Source organism: Ferrovibrio sp., from assembly GCF_036381655.1.
GTDB lineage: Bacteria > Pseudomonadota > Alphaproteobacteria > Ferrovibrionales > Ferrovibrionaceae > Ferrovibrio.
In genome coordinates, this window is sequence record NZ_DASVCJ010000054.1 from 47,207 (window position 1) to 72,518 (window position 25,312).

At 67.8% G+C, this 25,312-nt stretch carries 28 protein-coding genes and 1 other RNA gene; 15 read left to right on the forward strand and 14 right to left on the reverse strand.

The window, feature by feature from the left end:
- The first annotated feature begins 37 nt into the window (after nucleotides 1–37).
- Both gloB and VF194_RS10655 read left to right on the forward strand, forming a co-directional pair.
- Complete coding sequence (gene gloB / locus VF194_RS10650; protein ID WP_330890787.1) at nucleotides 38–811, forward strand: hydroxyacylglutathione hydrolase; 774 nt, start codon at nucleotides 38–40, stop codon at nucleotides 809–811.
- Between the two features lie 52 nt (nucleotides 812–863).
- On the forward strand, nucleotides 864–1,421 hold the full coding sequence (locus tag VF194_RS10655; RefSeq protein WP_330890789.1) for a DUF1080 domain-containing protein: 558 nt from the start codon (nucleotides 864–866) through the stop codon (nucleotides 1,419–1,421).
- 58 nt (nucleotides 1,422–1,479) lie between these two features.
- Here VF194_RS10655 and recR read toward each other — a convergent pair whose 3' ends face one another.
- The 4 genes from recR to ffs form a co-directional block, all read right to left on the reverse strand.
- Nucleotides 1,480–2,073, reverse strand: a complete 594-nt coding sequence (gene recR, locus VF194_RS10660) for a recombination mediator RecR (RefSeq protein WP_330890791.1) — start codon at nucleotides 2,071–2,073, stop codon at nucleotides 1,480–1,482.
- A 10-nt stretch (nucleotides 2,074–2,083) separates the two neighbouring features.
- A complete protein-coding gene (locus VF194_RS10665; RefSeq protein WP_330890793.1) occupies nucleotides 2,084–2,407 on the reverse strand; it encodes a YbaB/EbfC family nucleoid-associated protein in 324 nt (107 codons plus the stop codon).
- A gap of 16 nt (nucleotides 2,408–2,423) precedes the next feature.
- Complete coding sequence (locus tag VF194_RS10670) at nucleotides 2,424–4,283, reverse strand: DNA polymerase III subunit gamma/tau (protein WP_330890795.1); 1,860 nt, start codon at nucleotides 4,281–4,283, stop codon at nucleotides 2,424–2,426.
- A 92-nt stretch (nucleotides 4,284–4,375) separates the two neighbouring features.
- Nucleotides 4,376–4,474, reverse strand: an RNA gene (gene ffs, locus VF194_RS10675) — signal recognition particle sRNA small type.
- Nucleotides 4,475–4,589: 115 nt separating this feature from the next.
- Between ffs and nudC the strand changes: the two genes are divergently transcribed.
- Both nudC and VF194_RS10685 read left to right on the forward strand, forming a co-directional pair.
- The gene (gene nudC, locus VF194_RS10680) at nucleotides 4,590–5,594 is read left to right on the forward strand and encodes an NAD(+) diphosphatase (RefSeq protein WP_330890797.1); all 1,005 of its coding nucleotides are present in this window, start codon (nucleotides 4,590–4,592) and stop codon (nucleotides 5,592–5,594) included.
- Between the two features lie 581 nt (nucleotides 5,595–6,175).
- Nucleotides 6,176–6,643 (forward strand): DOPA 4,5-dioxygenase family protein, encoded by a 468-nt coding sequence (locus tag VF194_RS10685; protein WP_330890799.1) that lies wholly within the window; start codon nucleotides 6,176–6,178, stop codon nucleotides 6,641–6,643.
- Between the two features lie 38 nt (nucleotides 6,644–6,681).
- Here the strand turns inward: VF194_RS10685 and VF194_RS10690 are convergent, their stop codons facing one another.
- The 4 genes from VF194_RS10690 to meaB form a co-directional block, all read right to left on the reverse strand.
- Nucleotides 6,682–7,695, reverse strand: coding sequence for an alpha/beta fold hydrolase (locus tag VF194_RS10690; RefSeq protein ID WP_330890802.1), 1,014 nt, complete (start codon nucleotides 7,693–7,695; stop codon nucleotides 6,682–6,684).
- Between the two features lie 6 nt (nucleotides 7,696–7,701).
- The gene (locus VF194_RS10695) at nucleotides 7,702–8,616 is read right to left on the reverse strand and encodes a fatty acid desaturase (RefSeq protein ID WP_330890804.1); all 915 of its coding nucleotides are present in this window, start codon (nucleotides 8,614–8,616) and stop codon (nucleotides 7,702–7,704) included.
- Nucleotides 8,617–8,697: 81 nt separating this feature from the next.
- Nucleotides 8,698–10,656, reverse strand: a complete 1,959-nt coding sequence (locus tag VF194_RS10700; protein ID WP_330890806.1) for a sensor histidine kinase — start codon at nucleotides 10,654–10,656, stop codon at nucleotides 8,698–8,700.
- A 227-nt stretch (nucleotides 10,657–10,883) separates the two neighbouring features.
- A complete protein-coding gene (gene meaB / locus VF194_RS10705) occupies nucleotides 10,884–11,897 on the reverse strand; it encodes a methylmalonyl Co-A mutase-associated GTPase MeaB (RefSeq protein ID WP_330890808.1) in 1,014 nt (337 codons plus the stop codon).
- Between the two features lie 114 nt (nucleotides 11,898–12,011).
- Between meaB and VF194_RS10710 the strand changes: the two genes are divergently transcribed.
- Nucleotides 12,012–12,566, forward strand: coding sequence for a hypothetical protein (locus tag VF194_RS10710; protein ID WP_330890810.1), 555 nt, complete (start codon nucleotides 12,012–12,014; stop codon nucleotides 12,564–12,566).
- A gap of 84 nt (nucleotides 12,567–12,650) precedes the next feature.
- Nucleotides 12,651–13,652: a DUF3108 domain-containing protein gene (locus VF194_RS10715; protein WP_330890812.1), complete on the forward strand. Its 1,002-nt coding sequence runs from the start codon at nucleotides 12,651–12,653 to the stop codon at nucleotides 13,650–13,652.
- A gap of 41 nt (nucleotides 13,653–13,693) precedes the next feature.
- On the opposite strand, the gene VF194_RS10720 is transcribed toward VF194_RS10715, so the two are convergent.
- Nucleotides 13,694–14,656, reverse strand: coding sequence for an FUSC family protein (locus VF194_RS10720; protein ID WP_330890814.1), 963 nt, complete (start codon nucleotides 14,654–14,656; stop codon nucleotides 13,694–13,696).
- On the reverse strand, nucleotides 14,653–15,090 hold the full coding sequence (locus VF194_RS10725) for a MarR family winged helix-turn-helix transcriptional regulator (RefSeq protein WP_330890816.1): 438 nt from the start codon (nucleotides 15,088–15,090) through the stop codon (nucleotides 14,653–14,655). The genes VF194_RS10720 and VF194_RS10725 overlap by 4 nt, the downstream gene beginning before the upstream one ends.
- Nucleotides 15,091–15,354: 264 nt before the next feature.
- Between VF194_RS10725 and ffh the strand changes: the two genes are divergently transcribed.
- The 5 genes from ffh to rplS are packed head-to-tail and all read left to right on the forward strand — an operon-like array spanning nucleotide 15,355 to nucleotide 18,893.
- A complete protein-coding gene (ffh, locus tag VF194_RS10730; RefSeq protein WP_330890818.1) occupies nucleotides 15,355–16,734 on the forward strand; it encodes a signal recognition particle protein in 1,380 nt (459 codons plus the stop codon).
- A gap of 37 nt (nucleotides 16,735–16,771) precedes the next feature.
- Complete coding sequence (rpsP, locus tag VF194_RS10735) at nucleotides 16,772–17,143, forward strand: 30S ribosomal protein S16 (protein ID WP_330890820.1); 372 nt, start codon at nucleotides 16,772–16,774, stop codon at nucleotides 17,141–17,143.
- Nucleotides 17,144–17,149: 6 nt separating this feature from the next.
- Entirely contained in the window at nucleotides 17,150–17,701 is a 552-nt protein-coding gene (rimM, locus tag VF194_RS10740) for a ribosome maturation factor RimM (RefSeq protein ID WP_330890822.1), read from the forward strand.
- Nucleotides 17,698–18,468 (forward strand): tRNA (guanosine(37)-N1)-methyltransferase TrmD, encoded by a 771-nt coding sequence (gene trmD, locus VF194_RS10745; protein ID WP_330890823.1) that lies wholly within the window; start codon nucleotides 17,698–17,700, stop codon nucleotides 18,466–18,468. The genes rimM and trmD overlap by 4 nt, the downstream gene beginning before the upstream one ends.
- 41 nt (nucleotides 18,469–18,509) lie before the next feature.
- Nucleotides 18,510–18,893, forward strand: coding sequence for a 50S ribosomal protein L19 (gene rplS, locus VF194_RS10750; protein WP_330890825.1), 384 nt, complete (start codon nucleotides 18,510–18,512; stop codon nucleotides 18,891–18,893).
- An 84-nt stretch (nucleotides 18,894–18,977) separates the two neighbouring features.
- On the opposite strand, the gene VF194_RS10755 is transcribed toward rplS, so the two are convergent.
- The 3 genes from VF194_RS10755 to VF194_RS10765 form a co-directional block, all read right to left on the reverse strand.
- Nucleotides 18,978–19,661, reverse strand: a complete 684-nt coding sequence (locus VF194_RS10755; protein WP_330890827.1) for a hemerythrin domain-containing protein — start codon at nucleotides 19,659–19,661, stop codon at nucleotides 18,978–18,980.
- A 10-nt stretch (nucleotides 19,662–19,671) separates the two neighbouring features.
- Nucleotides 19,672–20,931: a hypothetical protein gene (locus VF194_RS10760; protein ID WP_330890829.1), complete on the reverse strand. Its 1,260-nt coding sequence runs from the start codon at nucleotides 20,929–20,931 to the stop codon at nucleotides 19,672–19,674.
- A 203-nt stretch (nucleotides 20,932–21,134) separates the two neighbouring features.
- Nucleotides 21,135–21,626, reverse strand: coding sequence for a helix-turn-helix domain-containing protein (locus VF194_RS10765; protein WP_330890831.1), 492 nt, complete (start codon nucleotides 21,624–21,626; stop codon nucleotides 21,135–21,137).
- Nucleotides 21,627–21,793: 167 nt separating this feature from the next.
- On the opposite strand from VF194_RS10765, the gene VF194_RS10770 reads away from it, so the two are divergent.
- The 4 genes from VF194_RS10770 to VF194_RS10785 all read left to right on the forward strand — a co-directional run bounded on the left by VF194_RS10770 (nucleotide 21,794) and on the right by VF194_RS10785 (nucleotide 24,290).
- Complete coding sequence (locus tag VF194_RS10770; protein ID WP_330890833.1) at nucleotides 21,794–22,444, forward strand: glutathione S-transferase family protein; 651 nt, start codon at nucleotides 21,794–21,796, stop codon at nucleotides 22,442–22,444.
- Between the two features lie 88 nt (nucleotides 22,445–22,532).
- The gene (locus VF194_RS10775) at nucleotides 22,533–22,940 is read left to right on the forward strand and encodes a DoxX family protein (protein WP_330890835.1); all 408 of its coding nucleotides are present in this window, start codon (nucleotides 22,533–22,535) and stop codon (nucleotides 22,938–22,940) included.
- Nucleotides 22,941–23,093: 153 nt separating this feature from the next.
- Nucleotides 23,094–23,600 (forward strand): DoxX family protein, encoded by a 507-nt coding sequence (locus VF194_RS10780; RefSeq protein WP_330890837.1) that lies wholly within the window; start codon nucleotides 23,094–23,096, stop codon nucleotides 23,598–23,600.
- 225 nt (nucleotides 23,601–23,825) lie between these two features.
- On the forward strand, nucleotides 23,826–24,290 hold the full coding sequence (locus VF194_RS10785; RefSeq protein ID WP_330890839.1) for a DoxX family protein: 465 nt from the start codon (nucleotides 23,826–23,828) through the stop codon (nucleotides 24,288–24,290).
- Here VF194_RS10785 and gcvA read toward each other — a convergent pair.
- Nucleotides 24,287–25,198, reverse strand: a complete 912-nt coding sequence (gene gcvA / locus VF194_RS10790; RefSeq protein WP_330890841.1) for a transcriptional regulator GcvA — start codon at nucleotides 25,196–25,198, stop codon at nucleotides 24,287–24,289. The two genes, VF194_RS10785 and gcvA, sit on opposite strands and share 4 nt — an antisense overlap.
- Nucleotides 25,199–25,312: the final 114 nt, after the last annotated feature.

The window sequence follows — 25,312 nt, forward strand, 5'->3', positions numbered from 1 at the left end:
ATCTGTTCGACTGAAACTCTGCCGTCAGAATTGCGCCATGCCCCTTGAAATCGTCCAGATTCCCGTCCTCAACGACAATTACGTCTATCTCGCCCGCGAGCCTTCGGCAAACGCCGTCGCCGTGGTCGATCCGGCCGTGCACGAGCCGGTGCTGGCCGAATTGAAGAAGCGCAACTGGACGCTGACGCATATCCTGAACACGCATCATCATCCCGATCATGTCGGCGGCAATATGGCGCTGAAGCAGGCGACCGGCTGCCGCATCGTCGGCCCCAAGGCCGATGCCGAGCGCATTCCCGGCATCGATGTCGCGCTGGCCGACGGCGAGCAGTGGACGCTGGGCGACGAAGCGGCCGTCGTCTTCGACGTGCCCGGCCATACGCGCGGCCATATCGCCTACTGGTTCCAGCGCAGCGCGGCGCTGTTCTGCGGCGATACGCTGTTCGCGCTCGGCTGCGGGCGGCTGTTCGAGGGCACGCCGGCGCAGATGTGGCACAGCCTTGGCAAGCTGCTCGCCCTGCCCGACGACACCAGAATCTACTGCGCCCACGAATATACCGAATCGAACGCCCGCTTCGCCGTCACGGTCGAGCCGGGCAACGAGACGCTGCATCTGCGCTATCAGAGGATCAGGGAATTGCGCAGCAAGGGCCTGCCGACCGTGCCCTCCACCCTCGGCGAGGAGCGCGCCACCAATCCCTTCCTGCGGCCGATGAGCGAGAACCTGCGCATGACGCTCGGCCTGCTGAATGCCGACGACGTTTCCGTCTTCGCCGAGACGCGCCGGCGCAAGGACACTTTCAGGGGCTGAACGGCCTCTGGCCGGGAACAAACCCGGCGGTGACGGACTTGCAGACTCCGTCATGTCCGAAGCGGTCACCCAGAGGCTGTTCCATCTGCAGGACTGGCGCCAGGCCGGTCCGGGCGGCTTCCGCGCGCTCGGCAACGGCGTGGTCGAAAGCTTCGGCGGCAGCGGCATCTACTGGTATGCCGCCGAGACCTATGCCGACTTCAAGCTGCTGATCGAATGGCGGGTGCAGCAGCCGACCGACAATTCTGGCGTCTTCCTGCGCATTCCGCCGCTCGAGCGCGATCCGCGCCCCGCCATCGAACAGGGCTATGAAATCCAGATCGACGAGCGCGGCATCGATCCGGCAGAGCGCCGCGCGGATGATCCGCTGCACCTGACCGGCGCCGTCTACAACCTGGCGCCGGCGATTGCCCGCGCCTCGCGCCCGGTCGGCGAATGGAACGACTTCACCATCACCGCCCTGGGCCAGCGCCTCGTCGTGCTGCAGAACAATATCGAGGTCTGCCGGCTCGACCATGGCGGGCGGCGCGAGCAGGGCCATATCGGGCTGCAGAACCATCACGACGGCTCTGCCGTGCAGTTCCGCAACCTGGAGATCACGCCGCTTTAACGGCCCGGAAGTTCGCCACCGGAAGCTCGCTATCGGAGGCTCGCCTACCAGGGGCTCGCTAGAGCGGCCGCCGCGCCTTCAGCGCCGCGCCGAGCGTGCCGTCGTCGAGATAATCGAGTTCGCCGCCGACCGGCACGCCATGCGCCAGCCGGGTGATCTGCACGCCGGACGGCGCCAGGCGGTCGGTGATGTAATGCGCCGTGGTCTGGCCTTCGACCGTGGCATTGGTGGCGATGATCACCTCGCGCAGGCCGCCCGCCTGCGCCCGGCTGATCAGGCTGTCGACATTGAGATCCGCCGGCCCGACGCCGTCCAGGGCCGACAGCGTGCCGCCCAGCACATGATAGCGGCCGCGGAAGACGCCGGCGCGTTCCAGCGCCCAGAGATCGGCGACGCTTTCGACCACGCAGAGCAGCCCCGCATCGCGGCGCGGATCGCTGCAGATCGCGCAGGGATCATGCGTGTCGAGATTGCCGCAGACCGAGCAGGCATGCACGCTCTCGCCCACATCGCGCAAGGTGGCGGCCAGTGGATTGAGCAGCGCATCCTTCTTCTTCAGAAGATGCAAGGCGGCGCGGCGCGCCGAGCGCGGGCCCAGGCCGGGCAGCCGCGCCAGCAGCTGGATCAGCCGCTCGATCTCCGGACCAGCCATGACGGCAGACTCAGAAGGGCAGCTTCATGCCCGGCGGGATCGGCAGGCCGGCGGTGAGCTGCTGCATCTTCTCGGCGGTCTCGCGCTCGACGCGGCCCTTGGCATCGGCATGCGCCGCCTTGATCAGATCCTCGACCACCTCGGCCTCTTCCGGCTTGAGCAGCGTGGGATCGATCTTCACGCCCCTGAGTTCGCTCTTGCCGTTGAGCGTGACGATGACCATGCCGCCGCCGGCCGAGCCCTGCACCTCATGGGCTTCCAGTTCGGCCTGCATTTCCTGCATGCGCTGCTGCATGGCCTGGGCCTGCTTGAGCATCTGGCCAAGATTCTTCATCGCAAACTCCTCGAACCTAGTCCCGCTCGTCCAGCGGGTCGATATCGTCGGTCATATAGACCGGGCCCTCGGCCTCGTCATCGGCCGGCCCGAGATCGCTTGCCGGCGGCACAACCTCGCGCACCTCGTCCAGAACGGCGCCGGGGAAGGCCGTCAACGCCGCCTGCACCAGCGGATGCGCCTGGGCATGCGCGCGCCGGCGCGATTCTTCCGCCTGCTCCTGCTCGGCCAGGGTCGGCTCGCCCGGCAGCTTGCTCAGCGACACCATCCAGCGTTCGCCGGTCCAGGTCCTGAGCCGGTCGATCAGGCGGCTGGGCAGATCGTGGCGCGCCTGCGGGCCGAGCCGCAGCTCGATCCGGCCGCGCTCGAAGCTGACCAGATGCACGTCGTTGTAGAGTTCGGCGAACAGGCCGACATCGCGCATGTCCTTGACCAGCTGCACCAGCGCCGGAAAGGTCATCGGCGCCGGCATCAGCGCGACGGTTTCGCCCGGCTGCGCCAGGACCTGCGCCTGAACCTGCGCCTGAACCTGGGCCTGCGCCTGCGGAACCGCCGCCATCTGCGGTTGCGCGGCCATGGCGGCCGACGCGCCGGACGACATACCGGCCCCGTTGCCGCCGCCAGGGGCGGCGCGCGGCGCCGGCGTCAGCGCCGGACCGCCGCTGGCGCCGCCGCCCTTCTCGCGCCATTCCTTCACCAGGTCGGCGGGACTGGGCAGATCGGCCGCATAGGCCAGCCGCACCAGCACCATCTCGGCCGCCGCCAGCGGCACCGGGGCGGCGCGCACCTCCTGCAGGCCCTTGAGCAGCATCTGCCAGCTGCGCGCCAGCACCGGCATGCCGAGCTTGGCGGCGAGGTCCTTGCCGCGCAGGCGCTGGCTTTCCGGCAGGGTCACGTCGTCGGCGGTGGCGCCGATCACCTTGACGCGCGTCAGCCAATGGGTGAGTTCGAGCAGGTCCTGCAGCACCACGGCCGGATCGGCGCCGAGATTGTACTGCGCCTGCAGATTCTCCAGCGCCTCGGCGATCCTGCCGTGCAGCAGCAGGTCGAGCAGCGCGAAGACCTGGCCGCGGTCGGCCAGGCCCAGCATGTCGCGCACCAGTTCGGCATTCACCTGCCCGGCGCCGTGGGCGATCGCCTGATCGAGCAGCGACAGGCCGTCGCGCACCGAGCCCTCGGCGGCGCGCGCCACCAGCGTCAGCGCGTCCTCGTCGATCTCTGCCTGCTCGGCCGCGGCGATGCGCTTGAAATGCTGCACCAGCACGCCGATCTCGACGCGCTTGAGATCGAAGCGCTGGCAGCGCGACAACACGGTGACCGGCACCTTGCGGATTTCGGTGGTGGCGAAGATGAACTTCACATGCGGCGGCGGCTCTTCCAGCGTCTTGAGCAGGCCGTTGAAGGCCGCCGTCGAGAGCATGTGCACTTCGTCGATGATGTAGACCTTGTAGCGCGCCATCGAGGGCGCGTAGCGCACGGCTTCGATGATCTCGCGGATGTCGTTGATGCCGGTGCGCGAGGCGGCGTCCATCTCGAAGACATCGGGATGGCGGTCCTCGGCGATCGCCTTGCAGTTGTCGCAGACCCCGCAGGGGGTGACCGTCGGCCCGCCCTGCCCGTCCGGCCCGGTGCAGTTGAGCGCGCGGGCGATGATGCGGGCGGTGGTGGTCTTGCCGACGCCGCGCACGCCGGTGAGGATGAAGGCCTGGGCGATGCGGCCGGTGGCGATCGCATTGGTCAGCGTGCGCACCAGCGCATCCTGGCCGATCATCTCGGCGAAGTTGGCCGGGCGGTATTTGCGGGCCAGGACGCGATAGGGCGCGGAGGCGGAGGCCGCAGGATTGGAAGCGGGGGAACTCGAAACCGGGCTGTTCATCCTGGAAAGACTAAGCGCCCCCGGAGAAAAGATCGACCGGCAAATGGCCGGCCGCTGGCGCCCAGCGAAGCCGGGCCATCGCGAAATTCCAAGGTGGGAGGCTGGACAACGACCCGGGCGGAAACTCGTTACGGCTGCTTCCTTCCGGACCTGACCGGGTTGGCGAGGCGCCCGTCCGCCGCCAACCTCCCGCGCCTTATATCAGCCATTAGGCCCGGCAATTCAATGGGTAGGAATCCCCATAATTTGACGGCGAAAAAAGCCGCGGCGATGGACGCCGCGCCGACGATATGCCAGCTTTCGCCTATGCTTAACCCAGATCCCGCCCGCCAGCAGCGTTCGTCCCGGCAACGGCCGTCCAGACCGATCGGCTTTGCCGGCTCCAATCTCGACCGCGCCGGCAATCCGCGCCGCAATCCGGCCTGGCTCAGCGAGCAGCGACGTTCGGCGCAGGCGCGCTTTCTGCCGATGCGCGAGCTGAAGGCGCTGATCGCGCTCGACGGCAGGCCCGGCAACGACGCGCCGGCCCGCATCGCCTGGCAGGATGCCGCCTGGGATCGCGCCCATGCCGCGCTGCCCTGCATCTTCCTCGGCCTGGACGAGGCCGGCATCCCCCATTTCGCCACCGATTGCGACGGCGACGACAGCACCGCGGCCCTGCATGGCGACAGCGTCAAGTTCATCGATGTGCGCTCGATCGCGCCGCAGCTGGCGCCCGAGGAGGCGGCGATCCTGGCCCAGGCGCGCAGCCTGATCGACTGGCATCAGCGGCATCGTTTCTGCGCCCAATGCGGCAGCCCGACGCGGGCGGCGGAGGGCGGCTACAGCCGGCATTGCACCAGCGACGCCTGCAAGGCGCAGCATTTCCCGCGCACCGATCCGGTGGTGATCATGCTGGCCGTGCGCCGCGACGAGGCGAGCGGCCAGGACATGGTGCTGCTGGGCCGGCAGGCGCGTTTTCTGCCCGGCATGTATTCGGCCCTGGCCGGCTTCATGGAGCCGGGCGAGACCATCGAGGAGGCGGTGCGCCGCGAAATCTTCGAGGAAGCCGGCATCACGACCGGCGCGGTGCGCTATGTCGCCTCGCAGCCCTGGCCGTTCCCCTCCTCGCTGATGATCGGCTGCATCGCCGAAGCCGAGAGCGCCGAGATCACCGTAGACAAGGACGAACTCGAAGAGGCGCGCTGGTTCAGCCGCGACGAGGTGGAAATCATGCGGCAGAAATCCACCGACATGGAGGCCGCGCCGCGCCTGTCGCCGCCGCTGGCGCTGGCGCATCAGCTCGCGCGGCTCTGGCTCGCCGGCGCCTAGAGGCGCCGATGGGCGGTCTGGCTGGCGCCTGAAGCCTTTCAAGACAAGCGCTTAACTGACCGGGACAGGCCGAAAGACAAGCCCAAAATCAGCTTGTTGCGAGCCAATTGCAGCCCATTCGATGCCAATTGGATGCCAGTTGGCTGCCAATTGACGGCCCATGCAACGCCGGTTCAGGCCGATTCCATACCGATCCGAAGCCGTTTGGCGCCCGCTGAATCCCGCGATTTTGGCAGATTGCCGGGACATCGCTTCTCCAGGGCCGTCTGCGCGGCAGCCCCCGCAGCGCACGGAGACATCCGATCCGATTCGCGATGGGCAACAGCGGAAAATCACCGGCTCAAGGCCGTTTTTGCAGAATACAATCTTACTCACCCCTGCGCGCCATATGTCCGCGCAGCCATGCCGCCAGATCACCCTCGCCGATCTCGCCGGCGGCGAGGCGGAGCATGACGGGCAGTGCTTCGGCAGGACCACGCCGACCGAATTGCCGATCTGGGTGAGTTTGAGCTGGATCATGGGGGCCTTCGTATTTACACGTGTAATAACATCATCGCCGGGCTGGGCAAGCCGGCAAATGCGTGACCATCATCGCTGCGCCGGCCGCCGCGATTTGCCAATATCCGGCCATGATCCCGCCCCGCCCGATCGCCGCCATCGCCTCCTATCACGCGCATGTCTATTTCGACGGGCCGGGGCAGCGCGAGCGCGCCGCGCAAATCCGCGAGCAGGTCGCCGAACGCTTCCCGGTGCAGCTCGGCCGCTGGCACGAGCGGCCGGTCGGGCCGCATACGCAGCCGATGTATCAGATCGCCTTCGGCGCCGAGACCTTCGCCGTGCTGGTGCCCTGGCTGATGCTGAACCGGCAGAGCCTGTCGGTCCTGGTGCATCCCAATACCGGCAACCAGCATGACGATCATCTGGTGCATGCCTTGTGGCTGGGCGGCACGCTGGCCCTGAAAGGCGAGGTTCTGCCGCGCGGCGCCGGCGAGGGTGCAAGCGCGATCGACCCCGTGGTGCCGAATACAAAGCCGAACCAGCCGGCGTAAAGCGGCTTGCATCTGCGGCCGGCCATGTCTCCGGCCGGCTATGTCTCCAGCCAGCGCCGCACCTGCGCCTTGAGGAAGGCGGCATCTTCCGGATTCTGCGCCGGGTTGCCGGCGCGATGGCCCCAGATGCTGGGGATCGGCACCAGTGCGGCATTGCGCAGACAGGGCAGTTCGGCCTCGTTGTCGGCGACGCGGAAATAAAGGTCCGTCGCGCCCGGCATCAGCAGCACCTTCGCCGCGATCGCCCGCAAGGCCCTGGCCAGATCGCCGCCATAGAGCGGATTGGCGCTGATATCGCCCGCCTCCCAGCAGCGCAGCTGCGCATGATGGTCGGCGGCCGGGCGGCGCGCGAAACGCTCCTCCCAGTCGGTGCGCAGGAAGGTTTCCAGATCGGGCGCCTTGAGCGCGCTCAGATGCAGTCCGGCGCGGTAGAAATCCTGGCTCAGCGCCCAGCCGGCATAGATGCGCCCGAAGGCGCGCATCGCCGCCTCGGGCTGGCGGGAAAAGCGGCCGTTGCCGAGATGCTCGGGCGCGGCTTCCAGGGTGGCGATCAGGCTTTTGAGGAACACCTTGTTATGCACGGCGCTGCGCGCCGAGCCGCAATTGATCACCACGCGGGCGACGCTGTCGGGGAACAGCGCCGCCCAGTGATAGGCCTGCTGCGCGCCCATCGACCAGCCATAGACGCAGGCCAGGCGCTCGATGCCGAATTGCGCGCGCAGCAGGCGCCGCTGCGCCTGCACGTTGTCATAGGCCGTCACCAGCGAGGGATAGCCTTCGGTATTGGACGGGCTGGACGACAGGCCGTTGGCGAACATGTCGGTCTGCACGATGAACCAGCGCGTCGGATCGAGCACGCCGTCCGGGCCGATCAGCCATTCGAGATCGGGATGCTGCGCGCCGTAGCTGGTCGGATAGAGAATGACGTTGTCGCGCGCGGCATTCAGCCGGCCATGCGCCTTCCAGCTCAATGTCGCATCGGGCAGAACCTCGCCCGACAGCGTCTCGATATCGCCGAGGCGGAATCGCCCGGTCCGGGTTTCCCAGGCCATGCGCGCCTATGCCCTGTCGGCCGACATGATCTGCCGGAAATAGCCCCGATGCCAGCGCGTATAGCCGGGCTGTACGACCGCGAGCCGCTCGCGCAGCAGCCGATGCGCGGCAGGCAGGCGATGGAACGGGATCGAGGGATACAGATGATGCTCGGCGTGGAAGCTCATATTCCACATCAAGAGCCGCAGCAGCGGATTGGTCAGCGTGGTGCGCGTATTGGTGAGCCCGTTGGCGTCATGCGTGCAGCCGGTATGCTCGGTCAGCAGATAGAGCCGCAGGAATGGCTGGCCCAACAGCTGCGGCCCGATCCAGAAAATCAGCGGCGCCCGCCAGCCGGCCAGCAGGGCCGAACCCAGCGCCGCGGCGGCGGCGAAGACGCACATCCAGCGCACGCTTGTGACGATGCGAAGGCGCGCCGGCGCGGCGATATAGGGATAGGCCGAAAGATCGCCGCGCCAGGCATCGGCAATCACCTTGCAGCGGGCGCGCCAGTAATTGACCGCCAGCACGCGCAGGACGTAGCCGCGCGCATCCCGCGGCGCCGGCGGCGTCAGCTCGGGATCGCGCGCCGGATCCTGCGTGTGGCTGTGATGCGCCAGATGGAAGGCCGCGTAGAAATGCCAGTTCATCAGCGAGGGACAGCCGGCCAGCCAGCCGACGATCGCATTGGCGCGGCGGCTGGCGAAGGCGGTGGCGTGCATCGTTTCGTGCAGGGGCGCGAACAGCGCCGCCTGCACCAGGCCGAGCAGCAGCATGGCGGGCCAAAGCTGCCAGGGCGTCGCGGCAACCGCGACCAGGGCGCCGGCGAAGATGAGCAGGGCCAGATGGATGCCGATCCGCAGGGCGCCGCGCCAGTCGGAACGCTGCGAGAGCTGGCGCAGATCGGTGCCGGACAGAATGCGGGGCGAGGCGAGCGCCATGATCAGGACCTCCCGATCGCCTACTATCGGACGGATCGCCCGGCCATGCACGCCAAAATTCGGGCCGGTCGGGAAACGCGGTTACGCCACCCTGCCGATCTGGCTGCCGCGCAAGGCGGCAACGGCGCCGCTGCCCTCGCCCGGTCCGCCGGTGCCGTCGGCATCGCCGGCCGGCAGCGTCACCGTCACCGTGGTGCCGCGCCCCCGTTCGCTTTCGATGGCGACCGTGCCGCCATGCAGCTCGACGAGCTGGCGCACCAGGCTCAGGCCCAGCCCGACGCCGTCCTGGCGCCGCACCAGCGCGCCTTCGGCCTGCCAGAAGGGATCGAAGACGCTGGCAAGCTGCTCGCGGTCCATGCCGATGCCGGTATCCGACACCCGCAGCCGCAAGCCGCCATCGGCCAGCCGCTCGGCCTGCAGCGACACCGTGCCGCCCTCGACGCTGAACTTGATCGCATTGGACAGCAGGTTGACCACCACCTGCTTGAGCGTCTTGGCATCGACCAGCACGTCGTCGAGCTCGTCCGCCAGCGACAGATCGAGCCTGACCGGCTTGGCTTCGAGGCGGCTGCGCGCCTGGCGCACGGCGGAATCGATCACCACGCCGGCATCGATCGATTCGATGCGCAGCGCATAGCGGCCCGACTGCATGCGGGCCATGTCGAGAATGTCGTTGATCAGGTTGAGCAGGTGCCGGCCGCTGACCTGGATGTCGTTGGCGTATTCGACATAGCGCGACGCCAGCGGGCCATGCATCTGGGCGGTCAGGATATCGGCGAAGCCGATGATCGCATTGAGCGGCGTGCGCAGTTCGTGGCTCATGCTGGCGAGAAAGCCGGATTTCGCCCGGTTCGCCGCATTGGCGCGTTCGCTGGCGCGCTTGTATTCCTCGGTCAGCAGTTCGAGCTGCTTGGCATATTGCGCGATATCCTCCTGCGCCCGGCGGATTTCCATTTCCTTCTGCTTCAGCTCGGTGATGTCGAAGGTGACCACCAGCAGATGGTCCGGCTTGGCCCCGCCTTCCAGCCGGAGCGGCGTTTTCGACACCCACCATTGATGCGGCACGCCATCGGCCAGCGCCCGCGTGATCTCGGTGAACGGCATGACGCGGTCTTCCGCCAGCAGCAGCCGCTCCTTCGCTTCGCTCTCGTCGATGCCGCGGCCCGGCACCAGATCGGACAGCAGCCGCCCGCGCACATCCTGGTCGGGATAGCCGAATGCGTTGCGGGCGAAGCGGTTGACCATGACCAGGCGCAGGTCGCGGTCCTTGACATGGATGATGCAGGGTACCGCGTCGATCACCGTCTGCAGCAGATGGGTGAGCTTGGCGGCGGCGAGCTCGGCGCGCTTGCGGTCCTCGATCTCCTGCAGGATGCCGAGCACGCGGATGACCTTGCCGTCGACATCGCGCTGCGGCACGCCGGCCAGGGCATACCAGCGCCATACCCCGGCGGCGTCGCGGGTGCGCACCTCGATGCTGAAATGGCGCTTTTCGGCCAGCGCCGCGCGGAAAGCCTCGGCATAGACCGGATGATCGTCGGGATGCAGCCAGGGCAGCGCGTCGTCATAGGTCAGCGGCGTGGGATAGCCGACGCCGAGCGCCTCCTCGGCATTGCCCCACCAGGTGATCCGGCGGCTGACCGGATCGGAGAACCAGAAGGCGATGCGGCCGATGCGCTGGCATTCCAGCATGAACAGCCGCTGCGCCTCGACTTCGGCCTCGAGCTGGGTGCGGCGTTCGACATCGGCGTTCAGCGCCGCCACCGAGCCGACCCATTGCACGATGCCGATGCCGGCCAGGGCGAGGCCGCCGAGATCGAGCAGGCGCTGCAGCAGCGTCCATTGCGACGCATGGCCGGCCATGAGGCCGTGGCCGACCAGCCCCTCGATGACGCCGGCGGCGACCACCATCACCAGGCCGGACAGCAAGCGGCGGAAGCCCTGCCGGCTGGCGGGAATCCCGCGCCGCTGCCGCGCCAACAGCACCACGATCGCGCCCAGCACCAGGGCACGCAGCATGAAGAACCAGATTTCCCCCACGGGCAGCCAGACCTCCCGAAACCGGGCAGCACTATGGTGGGCGGATAGCGGTCCTGTCTACTCGCGACGCGGTTGCGGCTTAGCGGCAAACCCGAAGGTGAGCGAAAAATAACCGCCGCGATCGGCCCGACAACGCTCAGCGGTAGTGCGCCGGCGCGGCTGCAAACACTATGTGGGTAGCTGGCGCCTCGCTGCGAAGGGATCGCAGGTTGCGATGCCGAGCGCCATCACGCCGGGGGCGAGCGCCGCAGCAGGCCGAGCAGCTTGCCGGCGGCGGCGGTGGGGGTGATCCGGCCGGCGCCGACCGCCTGCTGCAGCCGTGGCAATGCCTCGGCAATTTCCGGGTCCTGGCGCAGCCAGTTCAGCAGGCCGTCCTGCAATTCGTGCATCAGCCAGCCTTCGGCCTGGGCGCGGCGCTGCGCCTGGAAGGCGCCGCTTTTCTCCAGGGCCGCGCGATAGCTTTCGATCGCCTGCCAGACGGCGTCGATGCCCTCGTTCAGCATCGCCGAGGCAAGCAGCACCCGCGGCTTCCATTCGGCATGCCGGGGCCGCATCAGCTGCAGGGCGGCGCGGTAATCGGCCTGGGCCAGCCTGGCCGGCTTGAGCAGGTCGCCATCGGCCTTGTTGATGACGACGAGATCGGCAAGCTCCATGATGCCGCGCTTGATGCCCTGCAGATCGTCGCCGCCGCCCGGCGCCAGCAGCAGCAGGAAGATGTCGACCATGCCGGCCACGGTGGTTTCGGACTGGCCGACGCCGACGGTTTCCACCAGCACCACATCGAAGCCGGCCGCCTCGACCAGCAGCATGGCCTCGCGCGTGCGCCGCGCCACGCCGCCCAGCGAGCCGCCCGAGGGCGTCGGCCGGATGAAGGCGTTCGGATCGCGCGCCAGCTTTTCCATGCGCGTCTTGTCGCCGAGGATCGAACCGCCCGACAGCGACGAGGACGGATCGACCGCCAGCACGGCGACCTTATGGCCCCGGGCGGTCAGCAGGCCGCCGAACCGCTCGATGAAGCTCGACTTGCCGACGCCCGGCGTGCCCGAGATGCCGATGCGGATCGACCTGCCGCTGGCCGGCAGGATCTGCTGCAGCAGGGCTTCCGCGGCGGCCTGATCCTGCGGATGCTGCGATTCCACCAGCGTGATGGCGCGCGCCAGCGCCCGGCGGTCGCCGGCCAGCAGGCGGTCGGCCAGGGCTTTGGCATGGGCGGCGGAATCGGCGGGGCGGCGGGCGGACATGGCCGGACCTTAGCGAAGCCCCCCCGCGCATCCAACCGTCATCGCCGGCAATCGTGCCGGCAGCCGCGACTGTGCGATTGACGCGGGGAGGCAGGATTCGTATTTCGTTGAGCCATGGCGAATCGGGCCGGCCGCCTTATCGGAGGGGAAGCGCCCCGCGCTCTGCTGAAGGCGCGGGCCGATCTGTCGCGCGCCGCCGCTTCCGCCCCCGCCGCTTCCGCCGCCGACGACGAGGCGGCCGCCGGCCAGTCAACCGAGGAGGCGGCCGCCCAGGCCGCGCCGGCCTCGGTCGATCCTGCCGGCTTCCCGGCGCGGCTGGACCTGATGCGGGCGCGGCTCGCCGAGGCGCGCGTGAATGCGGTTTCCGCCCTGTTATTCCTCGGCGATGCCCAGCAGGATTGCGACGCCTTGGCGGAAATCTGCCAAAGTCTCGACTGGCCGCTCACCAAGCGCGGAGTCGAGCTGCTCAGCGATGCCCTGCGGCGGGCGATCCCCTCGGATCTGCACCATCTCGATCTGATCCGGCTGCTGATCGATGCCCTCTACGCGCTCCGCCGGGCCGAGGCGCAGGCCGATAACGGCCAGGCGGACATGGCGCAGGCGGGGACCGAGCTGCTGCAGGGCCTGGCGGCCGCCATCCGGCGCGAATTGGGGGATGGCGCCGCCTGAGGCAGGAGCCCGCGGGTATGATCCGACGCCGGGTTCGCGCAGTTTTTCGGTTCTGCTTGGGCGATTTGGGCGTACAGTAGCGCCATGCGCGATTCGGCCCTGCTCTTTGCAGTGCGTCGCAAAGCCGCTTCCAATCTGGCTACCCGGACGACGCTGCGCCGGGCCTTTGCCGGGGCGGCAATCCTGGCGCTTGTCCCTGCCGCCGCGGCGCGGGCCGCCGACATCTCACATGCCGATATCTCCCACGCCGATGCCGCACAGGATGCAGAGCCCGCCGGGCGGCCGGTTATGCCGGTCACCAGCCTGGAGGTCACCTTCGGCGTCTATGCCCTGGGATCGAAGGGCTTCGAACTGGTGCTGTCGGCGCGGCGCGATGCGGATTCCCTGCGGATCGACACCAAGATGCATACCGCCGGCATGCTGGACTGGGTAATGCGCTTCGCCATGACCGGCCAGGCGGTGGCGCGGCTGGACGGCGATGCGGTGCGGCCCTTGCGCTACGCTGCCAACAGCGACGGCGGCTGGACCAAATACGCCACCCGCATGAGCTGGGATGCCGACGGGCAGCCGATCATCAACATGCTGCAGCCGCCGGTCGAAGACGACGACCGCGAGCCGGTGCCGGAGGCGCTGACCATCGGCACCAGCGATCCGACCAGCGCCACCATCGCCCGCGCGCTGCGCGGCGGCGCCACGCCGGCCTGCAGCGGCACGGATGCGATCTTCGACGGCCGCCGGCGCTACGACATGCATTACACGCCGCTCGGGCCGGATTGGGTGAAGCCGAACAACCGCAGCGCCTATAGCGGCCCGGCATTCAAATGCGAAGTCGCGATCGAGCCGATCGCCGGCTATACGCGCGAATACCTGGCCGAGCGCCGGCCGGAAGAAGAAACGCCGACCACCGTCTGGCTGGCGCAGCCGCCGGGCACCGATATCTGGATTCCGGTGCAGCTCGAAGGCGGCTTCCGGCTCGGCTCGGCGAGCGGCTGGATTTCAGCGGCGAAGATCAACGGCACGGACTGGCTCAAGCCGCTCGGCCTCATCAGACCCGAAATGCCCGACCGCGACCGCATGCTGCCCTAGGGCGCCCCGGCCGATTCCCTCATAAACCGCTTTGCAAACCGCTACCGGGCGGCGACGGCGCCCAGCCGGATCAGATCGCCGACCAGGGTCCTGAGCAGATAGATCAGGCCGTCCGCCTGCTCGGCCTGCAGCGCGGCGATCGCCTGCGCCAGGGCCGCCCGCAGCGCGGCGGCGTCCGGCTGACCGGCAGCGCCGCGCAAGGCGCGGCCTGTGCCCTCCGCCACGGCGTCGAACTGTATGGCGAAGGCGGCCAGCGTTTCGGCCAGGGCGGGCGAGAGATTGCGCTGGTCGAGCTCGCGGCGCAGGAAGCCGATATCGGCGTTCAGGTTGGCGATCAGCCTGGCCAGGGCGGCCTCGCCCTGCGGCGCCCGGCCGGCCGTCTCCATCAGGCTGCGCAGGTCGCGCCGGATGGCGTAGTCGAGCGCCTTGCGCTGCTTTTCCGGCAAGGCGCGCCGGCGCAGCATGTCGCAGGCGAGCCGGCCGATCTTGCCCAGCGCCGCGGCCGCATCGCGGCGCAGCACCGCGCCGGTGCGGCTGGGCAGCACGGCGATGGAGACCAGCGTGCCGATGACGACGCCGAGGCCGACCTCGCTGGTGCGCAGCAGGGCGGCCGCGATGGCGGTGCCTTGCCGGCTCGGCACCGAGAGCACGATGATCGCGGCGATCATGCCGGCGCGGAAGCTGGGATGATGGGTCGCCAGCAGCGCCAGCGGGATCAGCGTCGCCAGCAGAAGCACGCCCTCGGGCACCGCATAGAGGCGCGCCATCGCCGCCAGGCAGGCCAGCCCGGCGCCGAGCAGGGTTGCCGCCATGCGCTGCAGGCTGGCGCGCAAGGTGCCGCCGGTATCGAGCCGGGCGACGATGATCGTGGTCAGCGCCGCCGTGTAAGGCCCCGGCAGATGGATGAGATGGCCGAGCGCGAAGGCGGCGCAGGCGGCAACGATCATGCGCAGCGCCCCGCGGCCCTCATGCCACTGGCTCAGCCTGTCCAGGATCGCCGTCATTCCGGCCCGCCCTTGCTGGCGGCGAGCCGCAGCATCGGCCCGGCGGCCTGCTGCAGGATGGCGCGCTCCTCGGGCGACAGATGCCGCGCCATCGCATCCTCCAGCCAGGCCCGGCGCGCGCCGATGTCCCGCGCCAGCGCCTGGCGGCCCGCCCCGGTCAGTTCGATCAGCAGGGCGCGGCGGTCGGCCGGATCGCGCTCACGCCTGATGAAGCCGGCCTTGTCGAGCGCGGCGATCAGGCGGCTGAGCGATTGCGGCTCCAGTCCCTCCGCCTGGGCCAGCCGGGCCGCCGGCAGCGGGCCGTCCCGGTGCAGGGTCGCCAGCAGGCCCAGCCCGGAGAGGCTGAGATCCGTCCCGTCCGGCCTCGCGGCACGCAGCCGGCGCGCCAGCAGCAGGACGGCGCGGACGATCTGGGCCGGATCGGAAGCTGTCATAATGATACGCATAGCGTATTATTATGACAGGGGCAACCGGCCCGGCCGGGGATCCGCCGCACCGGTGGCTGCACCGGCAGCTGCACCGGCCTTGACTTGCCGGGCCGAAAACGGTTTATTCCGCCCGCTTTCCGGTTTTGGGAGCTGAAATCCGGTCCGAGGATCGCCGTCCGTCCGCGAGTGTCGCGCACGGGCGCCGCATCGTTTTGCGATCATATCGGCGCTGGGTCAGGCCCCGGGATCAGGAAAACGGAGCAAGGAAGCATGTTCGAGTCCCTAAGCGGCAAACTGGGCGAGGTTTTCGATCGGCTGCGCAAGCGCGGCGCGCTGACCGAGTCCGACGTCTCCGAGGCGCTGCGCGAAGTGCGCGTCGCGCTGCTGGAAGCCGATGTCGCGCTGCCGGTGGTGAAATCCTTCATCGACGGCGTGAAATCCAAGGCCGTCGGCCAGGACGTGCTGCGCTCGGTCACGCCGGGCCAGATGGTGATCAAGATCGTCCATGATTACCTGGTCGAGATGCTGGGCGGCGGCGCCGGCGAAAACGAAGCCGGCCTCGACCTCGCCGCCGTGCCGCCGGTGCCGGTGCTGATGGTCGGCCTGCAGGGCTCGGGCAAGACGACCTCGACGGCGAAGATCGCGCTGCGCCTGCAAAACAGGGAACGCAAGAAGGTGCTGATGGCGTCGCTCGACGTCTATCGCCCGGCCGCGCAGGAGCAGCTGCGCATCCTCGGCGAGCAGACCGGCGTGGCGACCTTGCCCGTGGTCGCCGGCCAGATGCCGGTCGACATCGCCAAGCGCGCCATGCAGGCCGCCAGGCTGGGCGGCTACGACGTGCTGATGCTGGATACCGCCGGCCGGCTGCATATCGACGAGCCGCTGATGCTGGAAGTCGCCGCCGTGCGCGACGCCGTGCAGCCGCATGAGACCATCCTGGTCGCCGATGCGCTGACCGGCCAGGACGCCGTCAACGTCGCCAAGAGCTTCAACGAACGCGTCGGCATCACCGGCATCATGCTGACCCGCGTCGACGGCGACGGCCGCGGCGGCGCGGCGCTGTCGATGCGCGCCGTCACCGGCAAGCCGATCAAGCTGATCGGCGTCGGCGAGAAGATGGACGCGCTGGAAGCCTTCCATCCCGAGCGCATCGCGCAGCGCATCCTCGGCATGGGCGACATCGTCTCGCTGGTCGAGAAGGCGGCCGAGACGATCGAGAAGGAGGAAGCCGAGCGGCTGGCCGCCCGCGTGCAGAAAGGCCAGTTCGATCTCGACGACATGGCCTCGCAGCTCAAGCAGCTGCGCAAGATGGGCGGCATGTCGGGCGTGATGAACCTGCTGCCGGGCGTAGGCAAGATCAAGCAGCAACTGGCCCAGGCCAATGTGGATGAGAGCATCCTCAAGCGCCAGGAGGCCATCATCGGCTCGATGACCAAGCACGAGCGCAAGAATCCCAAGCTGATCCATGCCTCGCGCAAGAAGCGCATCGCGGCAGGCTCGGGCACCTCGGTGCAGGACGTCAACAAGCTGCTCAAGCAGCATATGCAGATGGCCGACATGATGAAGCGCATGTCCAAGCTGGGGCAGAAGGGCTTCGCCCGCAGCCTCGGCGGCATGCTCGGTGGCGGCGGAATGCCGAAGTTTCAGTAATTCGCAAGGTTCAACTGGTTTTAGGAAAGGAAGATCGATGTCCCTGAAGATCCGCATGTCGCGCGGCGGCGCCAAGAAGCGCCCGTATTACCGTATCGTCGTGGCCGATTCGCGCAGCCCGCGCGACGGCCGCTTCATCGAGAAGGTCGGCTCCTACGATCCGATGCTGCCGAAGGGCTCGCAGCGCGTGCAGCTCGACGTCGACCGCATCAAGTACTGGCTGGACAGCGGCGCCACCCCGTCGGACCGCTGCGCCCGCTTCTTCGCCGATGCCGGCCTGATGAAGTGGCAGCACGGCAACAACCCGGTCAAGGGCAAGCCGAAGGCCAAGGCGCAGGAGCGCATGAAGGCCGCCGAGGAAGCCGCCAAGGCGGCCGCCGAAGCGCCGGCCGGCGGCGAGGCTGCCTGATAGGGCATGACGCGCAGGGTCATGCTGGGCGTCGTGATCGGCGCGCAGGGCATCCGCGGCGAGGTGAAGGTGAAGGCCTTCACCGCAGAGCCGGAAGCGATCGGCGATTACGGCCCGCTTCAGGATGCGCGCGGCGAACGACGCTTCGATCTGACCGTGCGGCGTTGGGTGAAAGGTGACGTGGTGACCGCTGCCATCGCAGGCGTGAGTGACCGCAACGCAGCCGAGGCGCTGAAAGGCACCGAGCTGTATGTGTCGCGCGACGCATTGCCGGAAGCGGAGGACGGCGAGTTCTACTACGCCGACCTGGTCGGCCTGACGGCAGTCACGCCGGCCGGCGCGGTACTGGGCAGCGTGGTGGCGGTGCATAATTTCGGCGCCGGCGACATGCTGGAAGTGAAGCCCGAAAGCGGCAAGTCGGTCATGGTGCCGTTTATTGACGATGCCGTGCCCGAGGTTGACCTTGCGGGCGGCAGGCTGCTGGTGGATCCCGCCTTCTGGCTCGGCGACGAGGGCCGGGGCGGCGGGCGCGGCGAGGACCGCGAGGTCGAAGAGTGAGTAAGGCTCCGGCCAGGCCGTGGACGGCGCGGGTATTGACCTTATACCCGGCGATGTTCCCCGGCCCGCTGGGGCAGAGTCTGGCCGGCCGGGCGCTGGCCGATGGCGTGTGGTCCCTGACGGCGGTGGACATCCGCGACTTTGCGCGCGATAAACACCGCACCGTGGACGACACGCCCTTCGGCGGCGGGCCCGGCATGGTGATGCGGCCCGATGTGCTGGCGGCGGCGATCGACTCCGTGATGGGAGGCGATGTGACGGGAGGCGATGCGGGACATGCCGACCCGGCCGCGAGGACGCAGCCGCTGGTGTATTTCTCGCCGCGCGGCCGGCGCCTGGATCAGGCGCTGGTGCACGAGGTGAAGGCGGCAGGCGGCGCGACGCTGATCTGCGGCCGGTTCGAAGGGGTGGACGAGCGCCTGCTTGAAGCGCGCCCCGTCGTCGAGGTCAGCCTCGGCGATTTCGTCCTCTCGGGCGGCGAGATCGCGGCCTTGGCGTTGCTCGACGCCGTGGTGCGGCTGCTGCCCGGGGTGATGGGTGCCGAAGAGTCCGGCACCGAAGAGAGTTTCGCGGAGGGTCTGCTGGAATATCCCCAGTATACCCGGCCGCAGATATGGGAAGGCCGTGGCGTGCCGGATGTGCTGCTGTCGGGCCACCATGAGAAGATCGCAGCCTGGCGGCGCGCAATGGCGGAGAAGGTCACCGCCGAACGCCGGCCGGATCTGTGGGAACAATACCGGCGGCGCAAGGGCGGCGGCGGAACGTGAAACGAGTTTGGACCTATTGAAGGACAGAAAGGCGGTTGGCCATGAATCTTTTGCAGCAGATCGAGAAGGAGCAGTCCGACGCTCTCGCCGCGGCGCGCGCCGTGCCGGATTTCGGCCCGGGCGACACGCTCAAGGTGAATGTGAAGGTCGTCGAAGGCGGCCGCGAGCGCGTGCAGGCCTATGAGGGCGTGTGCATCGCCCGCTCCAACCGCGGCCTGAACTCCTCCTTCACCGTGCGCAAGATCAGCTACGGCGAGGGCGTCGAGCGCATCTTCCCGCTCTATTCGCCGCGCATCGATTCCATCGTCGTGGTGCGCCGCGGCGATGTCCGCCGCGCCAAGCTGTATTACCTGCGCGGCCGGACCGGCAAGGCGGCCCGCATCACCGAGAAGCGCGAAGTCCAAAGCGCCGCCGACAAGGCGTAAGCCCGCGCCCGTTTTCTGAAATGCGGAACCGCCCGCCGGTCTTGCGATCGGCGGGCGGCTTTCTGTATCCGCTGCGGCGGCCGTTCAGGCCTTGCCCGTCATCTGGGCAAGCAGCTCGATCTTGCGCTGCATCAGCTTTTCGCCGAGCTCGCGCAGGTCCAGTTCGCTGTCCTGCAATTGCGGGAAAAGCTCGTTCTCTTCTTCCTTGACGTGGTGCTTGACGTATTCGCCCAGCACCTTGACCTTGGCGTCGTACAGCTCCTCGCCCGGCTTCATCGCCTCGATCTCGGCGATCAGCTGCTTGGCCGAGGCATGCTCGACGATGGCCTCGTCGACCAGATCGGATTCCACCGCCTCGGATTCCTCATGCGCGGCGGGATACAGCAGCTCTTCCTCGATCATGGCATGCACCGTGAGCATCAGGCAGATTTTGGCCGCGAGCTTGCCTTTCTCCGCCTTGCTGTCGAGCTGCTCGTATTGCTCGAAGAAGCTTTCGACCTCGCGGTGATCCTGCTTGAGCAGGGCCGTGGCGTCCGCCGGCACGGTCTGCTCGGCCACCATCTGGCTCATCTGCCGCGCGATTTTCTTCATCGCCGGCGTCACCGTCAGCCGGCCGCGCCGGCGCGCCGGCTTGCGCGGGGCGGCGGATTTGCGCCGCGTCGCGCTGCGCGAGGCGGCGGCCGGTTTGCGCCGCGTCGTGGCCGCGCGTTTCGTGCCGGCGCGGGCGGCGGTGCGGGATTTGCTTTTCGTCTGCGTCCGTCTGGCCATGGGATCCCTCCTAGGCGGCAAGTCGTTCGGCATATTGCGTCTTGGCGCCGTTGCGCTCGTCGTCGCGCCGCAGCCCCTCGGCCGGATTCGGCCCTTCCGATTCGAAACGGTAGTCGCGGCCGAGCCTGCTCTTGGCCGCGTCGATGACCTGCTCGCTCGGCACGCCGCCCTCGTTCACCTTCGCCTGATAGGCGAAATAGCGGTGATCGCGCGGCAGCTCCCCGATCGGCAGGAACCTGTCCTCGCTTGCCGTCAGATCGACCTGCGCGCCCAGCACCTGGCGCAGATAGGCCTTGTTGTCCTGGAACATCAGCGGCTCTGTCATGGCCTTGGGCAGCATCTCGGCGGGATCGCGGTTTTCCACCTGGCGCATCATCTCGCAGGCAAGGCGCAGATGCTCGATCTCCATGTTCAGATGCAGCTCGTAGAGCGCCTTCACCCGGGCATCCGGCTCCTGCTGCATGAACGACCAGTAGAGCCAGCATTCGTTGTATTCGTGCAGCACCAGGTTGGTCAGCCAGGAGGCGGTCGGATCGAGGATCGATTCGTAATGGCTGACATGCTGTTCCTCGATCTCGGCGATCTCGGCATACAGGCCGCGCGCCAGCGGCTCCTGCGGCCGGTTGCCGATGGTCATGTAGAAATTCATCGTCTGCTGCTCGGCCGCCATCACGGTCAGCGCGTTCAGGACCGATTGCGTCTCGGCCGCCAGCGCCGTCATCGGCCGGCGAATCTCGTCGCGCGGATCGCGGTGCTCGAATATGGTCGGCCGGCCCGGCGTGATCTCGGTCAGGCCGCCGACGATCTGCTCCGCCTTCTTGTCGCCTTCGGTCAGCGCCATCAGGTTGGCGTAGCGGTAGAGGTGGTCGAAATCCTCCAGCAGGCCGAATTCGTAGACCTGGCGCAGATAGGCGTCCGGCTCGTGCCGGGCGATCCAGGCGGTCAGGTCGACGGCGACCTGCTCGTAGCCGATGGTCACCTCCAGCGTGGTTTCGTCGCCCGGGATCAGCCAGTTGATCGCCTTCTGCTGCTGCGCTTCGGCGCGGCGCACCAGGGCGAGCTGCTGCTTGATCTGCGGATCGGCGGTATGGCGCGCCATGTTGTGCGAGAACCAGATCGCCTCCATCTCGGCGCCGTTCATCACGATGCCGCGGCACCGGCTGAACGGGTGCACGCTTTCCTTGTCGTAGGGCGCAACGTTCAGCTCGGACCAATTGCGGAACTGCCGTTCGATGGGAATGCCGCGCTCCTGTAGCGGATTGAATGTCATGGGGGCTCCTCCCGCGGTCGCCAAGATCGACAACGCATCCCGGCCTTCGGCAGTGATCGCTCGCCGACGGACGCGGCCTGATGAGCCCACAACGGCAGCGCCATTCGGTTGTTCCGCGCCGCGCTTGTTATTTTTGAAAGGTTCAAAGCAAGGCGCCGCGCGGACGGCGGCTGGAACGGCGATGGCGATGGCGAACCGAAAGATCAGTCGGCGGCGTCGGCCTGCAGCGCCGGGGCAGGCTGCAGCGGCGCGGGCGGCTGCGGCGCGGGCGGCTGCGGCGCAGGCTGCGCCAGGCCCGCCTTGGCCTGATGCGCGGCCACGTCCGGTCCCTTCTGCGCCGACCAGCGCGCCAGCGCATCCAGCACCGGGCGCAGCGACACGCCAAGCTCGGTCAGCCAGTATTCGACTTTCGGCGGCACCGCGGCATGCACGCGGCGGCCGACCAGACCGGCCGCTTCGAGCGCGCGCAACTGCTTGGTCAATTCCTTCTGGGTGATCAGCGGGATCGCGCGGGCCAGATCGCTGAAACGCAGCATCGGCCGGTTCCGGCTCTGCGCCAGCGAGAGCGTCAGGATGATCGGCACCGCCCATTTATTGGCGATCAGATCCAAGGTCGCGCCGATCATGCGGGCGCAAATCTCATGGCCGTCGGCGGTGAGATAGCGGCGGTAATCCAGATCGTTTCCGGTAGGCATGCGGTAAGTATAGAGGCTTTCGGTGCCTACTTGCAAAAGGATACTACGGCGTCATATGCCAGACGCGCGAAACATTGCGGCGGGCGAATCGGGACCGGGCAACCGGAATGCAGCCCGCCGCCGCAAGGTTTGGCCGTTTCGCATCATCAGGAGAGGGTCACCGAATCATGTCCAAGCTGGAATTCTATTTCACGCCCGGCGCCTGCTCGCTGGCGACTCACATCGCGCTGGAGGAAGCCGGGGCGAAGTTCGACGCGCAGCCGATTTCGCTGAAGAAGGGCCAGCAATACACGCCGGAATATCTCGCGCTCAATCCGAAGGGCAAGGTGCCGCTGCTCGTCATCGACGGCAGGCCGCTGACCGAGAATGTGGCGATCCTGAGCTGGCTGAACCGCACCTATCCGCAGGCCAAGCTGCTGCCGGCGGGCGATCCGATGCGCGAGGCCGAGGCCCTGTCCTTCATCGTGTGGTGCACCTCGGGAATCCATCCCGTGATGTCGCGCTTCTTCGGACCGCAGAAATTCTGCGACCTGCCGGACAGCGCCGACAACGTGAAGCATCTCGCCGCCGAGGCGACGGCGAAGAATTTCACCCTGGTCGAGAAGATGCTGGCCGGCAAGGATTGGCTGTTCGGCGACTGGTCGGTGGCCGACGGCTATATCTTCGTCTTCTGGCGCTGGGCCCAGGCGCTCAAGCTCGACACCGCGGCCTTCCCCAATTACGCCGCGCATGCCGAACGCATGCAGCAGCGCCCGGCGGTACAGCGGGCGCTGGAGCGCGAGAAGGAAAGCCAGGCGGCGCTGGACAAGGCCGCCTAAAAAGGCAAAGGCTTGTAGCTGCGGCCGGCGCGCGGCCGGCCGCGGCAATCGTACCTTCAATCAAAGCCATAACCATACGGGGGTAGCCATGGCATTCATCGAGAAGTTCGGACCGCTGATCGGTCGCATCCTCATCGCGCTGCTGTACATCAAGTCGGGCTGGGGCAAGCTGACCGGCTTCGAAGGCATCGTGAAGTACATCGCCAGCGCGGGCCTGCCGATGCCGTCGGTCGGCGCCGTCATCGCCATCCTGGTCGAATTGCCGGTGGCGATTGCGCTGGTGGTCGGCTTCAAGGCGCGCTATGCCGCACTGATCATGGCCGTGTTCACCCTGGCCGCCGCGATCCTGTTCCACAATTACTGGACGATGACGGATGCGGCGAAGGCCTATGCCAATATGCTGAACTTCTACAAGAACCTGTCGATCACCGGCGGTCTGCTGTTCATCGCCGCCTTCGGCCCCGGCGCCTACAGCGTCGACGGGCGCAAGGCCTGAACGCGTAAGCAAGCCACAATCGAAGGTGGCGCCGGAGGATGCCGGCGCCACCGGATTTCGTGCAAACGGCCACCGATTGATCACAGCCATTCGCTGGCGATTGCGCTCAGAATCCGGCACGCTCTGCGGCAGTCATTGCACGGAGCGCAGCGCATGCGGACGTTGTTCAAGGGCCCCTCGCGGGCGCTGATGGAGGCCTTTGGATCGCTGTTCAGCCGGATGCTGATCGCCGCCTTCTTCCTGCCTTTCGGAATCAAGCATATCAAGGATTATTCCGTTTCCGCGGGCTATGCCGCCGCGCGCCACCTGCCGATGCCGCATGTGCTGGTCGCCACCGCAATCTTCGCCGAAGCGGGTCTGGGATTTCTGCTGCTGATCGGCCTGCGCACCCGGCTGACCACCGCCGGGCTGTTTCTGTTCTGCGCCGTCTGGTCGGTGCTGTATCACAATTTCTGGGATGCGCCCTACGAACTCTATGCCGCCGAGCGGATCATGTTCTTCAAGAACATGGCGATCATGGGCGGCCTGCTGGTGATCGCCCTGCATGGACCGGGGCGCTTTTCCGCCGATGCGCTTCTCGCCCGCCGCCGCACATCGCCGGCGCGCGCCGCCGGCAGCGGCCAGGACAATGTCGCGACCATCCCCAACCGCGCTGCATAAGGGCCGCACTGCATAAGGGCCGCGCCGCATAAGGGCCGCGCCGCATAAGGGCCGCGCCCCGACAGACGCGTGGCGGGCAGCGGCATTCGGGCCCGCTTTGATCACAGCTTTCCTGCACGCCGATCCGCTATCAGCGGAACGTCCAGCGGTTTTCCGCTGTTGATCCGGCAGGGCCCGCACCTGCCGGGCCGCGCCAGGCCGCGTCTAGCCGGGAATGGGAGAACCGTGATCGAACGATTGACACCCTTGCTGGGCCGCATCCTGATCGCCTCGCTGTTCCTGTCGGACGGCATCATCAGGATCGGCCATTTCGAACTGACGGCGTCCGTGGTGGCCGATGAAGGCGTGCCCTGGCCGCAGCTTGCCGCGGCGATCGCCATCGTGATCGATCTGGCCGGCGCCGCCATGCTGGCCGCCGGCCTGTTCACCCGCTGGGCCGCCCTCGCCCTCGCGGCGGAGACCCTGATCGCGGCCTTTATCGTTCACGATTACTGGGCCGCGCCGCTGGCGCAGCGCCCGGTCGAGCAGATTCTGTTCTTCAAGGATATCGCCATCATCGGCGGCCTGGTGGCGGTGATCTGCTACGGCGCCGGGCCGCTGTCGCTGGACCGCGATCTGGCCGGGCGGCATCGCAAGCGGCAGGCGTCGCGGCTGCCGCAGCCGCCGCGCCGTTTCGCCGCCTCGGCCTAGGCCGTCTCGGCCTCGTGCCGGGAGACATCCTCGATCAGCCAGTCGCGCATCGCCTTGATCCGCGGCGCATCGGCCATGTGGGCGAGGCAGACGAACCAGTAGCCGTTGGTCAGCGGCAGCGGCGTGGTGTCGAACAGTTTCACCAGACGGCCGGCGGCGATTTCCTCGGCGACCAGTTGCGGGTCCATCACGGCAACCCCCATGCCCTGCACGGCGGCCTGGATGGCATAGGAGCGGGTTTCGAACATCGGGCCGATCGTCGGATCGATGCCGCCGACGCCGGCGGATTTCAGCCAGACGCGCCAGTCCTCGCGGCGGTTCTGCGAATGCAGCAGCTTCTGCCCCTTCAAATCGGCGGGCTTCCTGATCTCCGCGGCCAGCTTCGGCGACGCCACCGGCACCAGCGCCTCGGAAAACAGCCGGGTGGCGTTCAGGCCCGGCCAGTCGCCGTCGCCGTAGCGGATCGCGCAGTCGATGCCTTCGCGCTCCAGATCGGCCGGCTTGAGCGAGGTGGTGATGCGCACCTCGATATCAGGATACTGCTCCTGAAAGCGCGGCAGGCGCGGAATGAACCAGCGCATCGCGAAGGTCGACAGCATGGAGACGGTCAGGGTGCCTTCGCCGCGCCGCGCCTCCAGCTTGGACAGCGCCGAAGCCAGGTGATCGAAGCCTTCCTGCACGTCGGGCAGGATGAGCTGGCCTTCCGTCGACAGCACCAGGCCCTTCTTGGTGCGGTGGAACAAAGGCACGCCGAGCAGTTCCTCCAGCTGGCGGATCTGGTGGGAAATCGCCGAGAGGGTGACCGATAATTCCTCGGCGGCGGCGGTGAAATTGAGATGCCGGCCGGCGGCTTCGAAGGCTTTCAGGGCATTGAGCGGCAGCAGGCGGCGGCTGGGCAGGTGCGGCATGGAGATTCTTTTAAGCCGGCCGCGAATTTAAATCCACTGGAGCGGGCAAAATCGGCTCTGGACGCAGGCCCGGCAAAGCTGTTGAATCCGCCCCCTCCGGGGAAAACGCCCTTT

What these genes read in the sequence shown, in the direction of transcription:
- gloB (WP_330890787.1), top strand. Translation starts at nt 38, where the DNA reads ATGCCCCTTGAAATCGTCCAGATTCCCGTCCTCAACGACAATTACGTC.
- VF194_RS10655 (WP_330890789.1), top strand. Translation starts at nt 864, where the DNA reads ATGTCCGAAGCGGTCACCCAGAGGCTGTTCCATCTGCAGGACTGGCGC.
- recR (WP_330890791.1), bottom strand. Translation starts at nt 2,073, where the DNA reads ATGGCTGGTCCGGAGATCGAGCGGCTGATCCAGCTGCTGGCGCGGCTG.
- VF194_RS10665 (WP_330890793.1), bottom strand. Translation starts at nt 2,407, where the DNA reads ATGAAGAATCTTGGCCAGATGCTCAAGCAGGCCCAGGCCATGCAGCAG.
- VF194_RS10670 (WP_330890795.1), bottom strand. Translation starts at nt 4,283, where the DNA reads ATGAACAGCCCGGTTTCGAGTTCCCCCGCTTCCAATCCTGCGGCCTCC.
- nudC (WP_330890797.1), top strand. Translation starts at nt 4,590, where the DNA reads ATGCTTAACCCAGATCCCGCCCGCCAGCAGCGTTCGTCCCGGCAACGG.
- VF194_RS10690 (WP_330890802.1), bottom strand. Translation starts at nt 7,695, where the DNA reads ATGGCCTGGGAAACCCGGACCGGGCGATTCCGCCTCGGCGATATCGAG.
- VF194_RS10695 (WP_330890804.1), bottom strand. Translation starts at nt 8,616, where the DNA reads ATGGCGCTCGCCTCGCCCCGCATTCTGTCCGGCACCGATCTGCGCCAG.
- meaB (WP_330890808.1), bottom strand. Translation starts at nt 11,897, where the DNA reads ATGTCCGCCCGCCGCCCCGCCGATTCCGCCGCCCATGCCAAAGCCCTG.
- VF194_RS10710 (WP_330890810.1), top strand. Translation starts at nt 12,012, where the DNA reads ATGGCGAATCGGGCCGGCCGCCTTATCGGAGGGGAAGCGCCCCGCGCT.
- VF194_RS10715 (WP_330890812.1), top strand. Translation starts at nt 12,651, where the DNA reads ATGCGCGATTCGGCCCTGCTCTTTGCAGTGCGTCGCAAAGCCGCTTCC.
- VF194_RS10720 (WP_330890814.1), bottom strand. Translation starts at nt 14,656, where the DNA reads ATGACGGCGATCCTGGACAGGCTGAGCCAGTGGCATGAGGGCCGCGGG.
- VF194_RS10725 (WP_330890816.1), bottom strand. Translation starts at nt 15,090, where the DNA reads ATGACAGCTTCCGATCCGGCCCAGATCGTCCGCGCCGTCCTGCTGCTG.
- ffh (WP_330890818.1), top strand. Translation starts at nt 15,355, where the DNA reads ATGTTCGAGTCCCTAAGCGGCAAACTGGGCGAGGTTTTCGATCGGCTG.
- rpsP (WP_330890820.1), top strand. Translation starts at nt 16,772, where the DNA reads ATGTCCCTGAAGATCCGCATGTCGCGCGGCGGCGCCAAGAAGCGCCCG.
- rimM (WP_330890822.1), top strand. Translation starts at nt 17,150, where the DNA reads ATGACGCGCAGGGTCATGCTGGGCGTCGTGATCGGCGCGCAGGGCATC.
- rplS (WP_330890825.1), top strand. Translation starts at nt 18,510, where the DNA reads ATGAATCTTTTGCAGCAGATCGAGAAGGAGCAGTCCGACGCTCTCGCC.
- VF194_RS10755 (WP_330890827.1), bottom strand. Translation starts at nt 19,661, where the DNA reads ATGGCCAGACGGACGCAGACGAAAAGCAAATCCCGCACCGCCGCCCGC.
- VF194_RS10760 (WP_330890829.1), bottom strand. Translation starts at nt 20,931, where the DNA reads ATGACATTCAATCCGCTACAGGAGCGCGGCATTCCCATCGAACGGCAG.
- VF194_RS10765 (WP_330890831.1), bottom strand. Translation starts at nt 21,626, where the DNA reads ATGCCTACCGGAAACGATCTGGATTACCGCCGCTATCTCACCGCCGAC.
- VF194_RS10770 (WP_330890833.1), top strand. Translation starts at nt 21,794, where the DNA reads ATGTCCAAGCTGGAATTCTATTTCACGCCCGGCGCCTGCTCGCTGGCG.
- VF194_RS10775 (WP_330890835.1), top strand. Translation starts at nt 22,533, where the DNA reads ATGGCATTCATCGAGAAGTTCGGACCGCTGATCGGTCGCATCCTCATC.
- VF194_RS10780 (WP_330890837.1), top strand. Translation starts at nt 23,094, where the DNA reads ATGCGGACGTTGTTCAAGGGCCCCTCGCGGGCGCTGATGGAGGCCTTT.
- gcvA (WP_330890841.1), bottom strand. Translation starts at nt 25,198, where the DNA reads ATGCCGCACCTGCCCAGCCGCCGCCTGCTGCCGCTCAATGCCCTGAAA.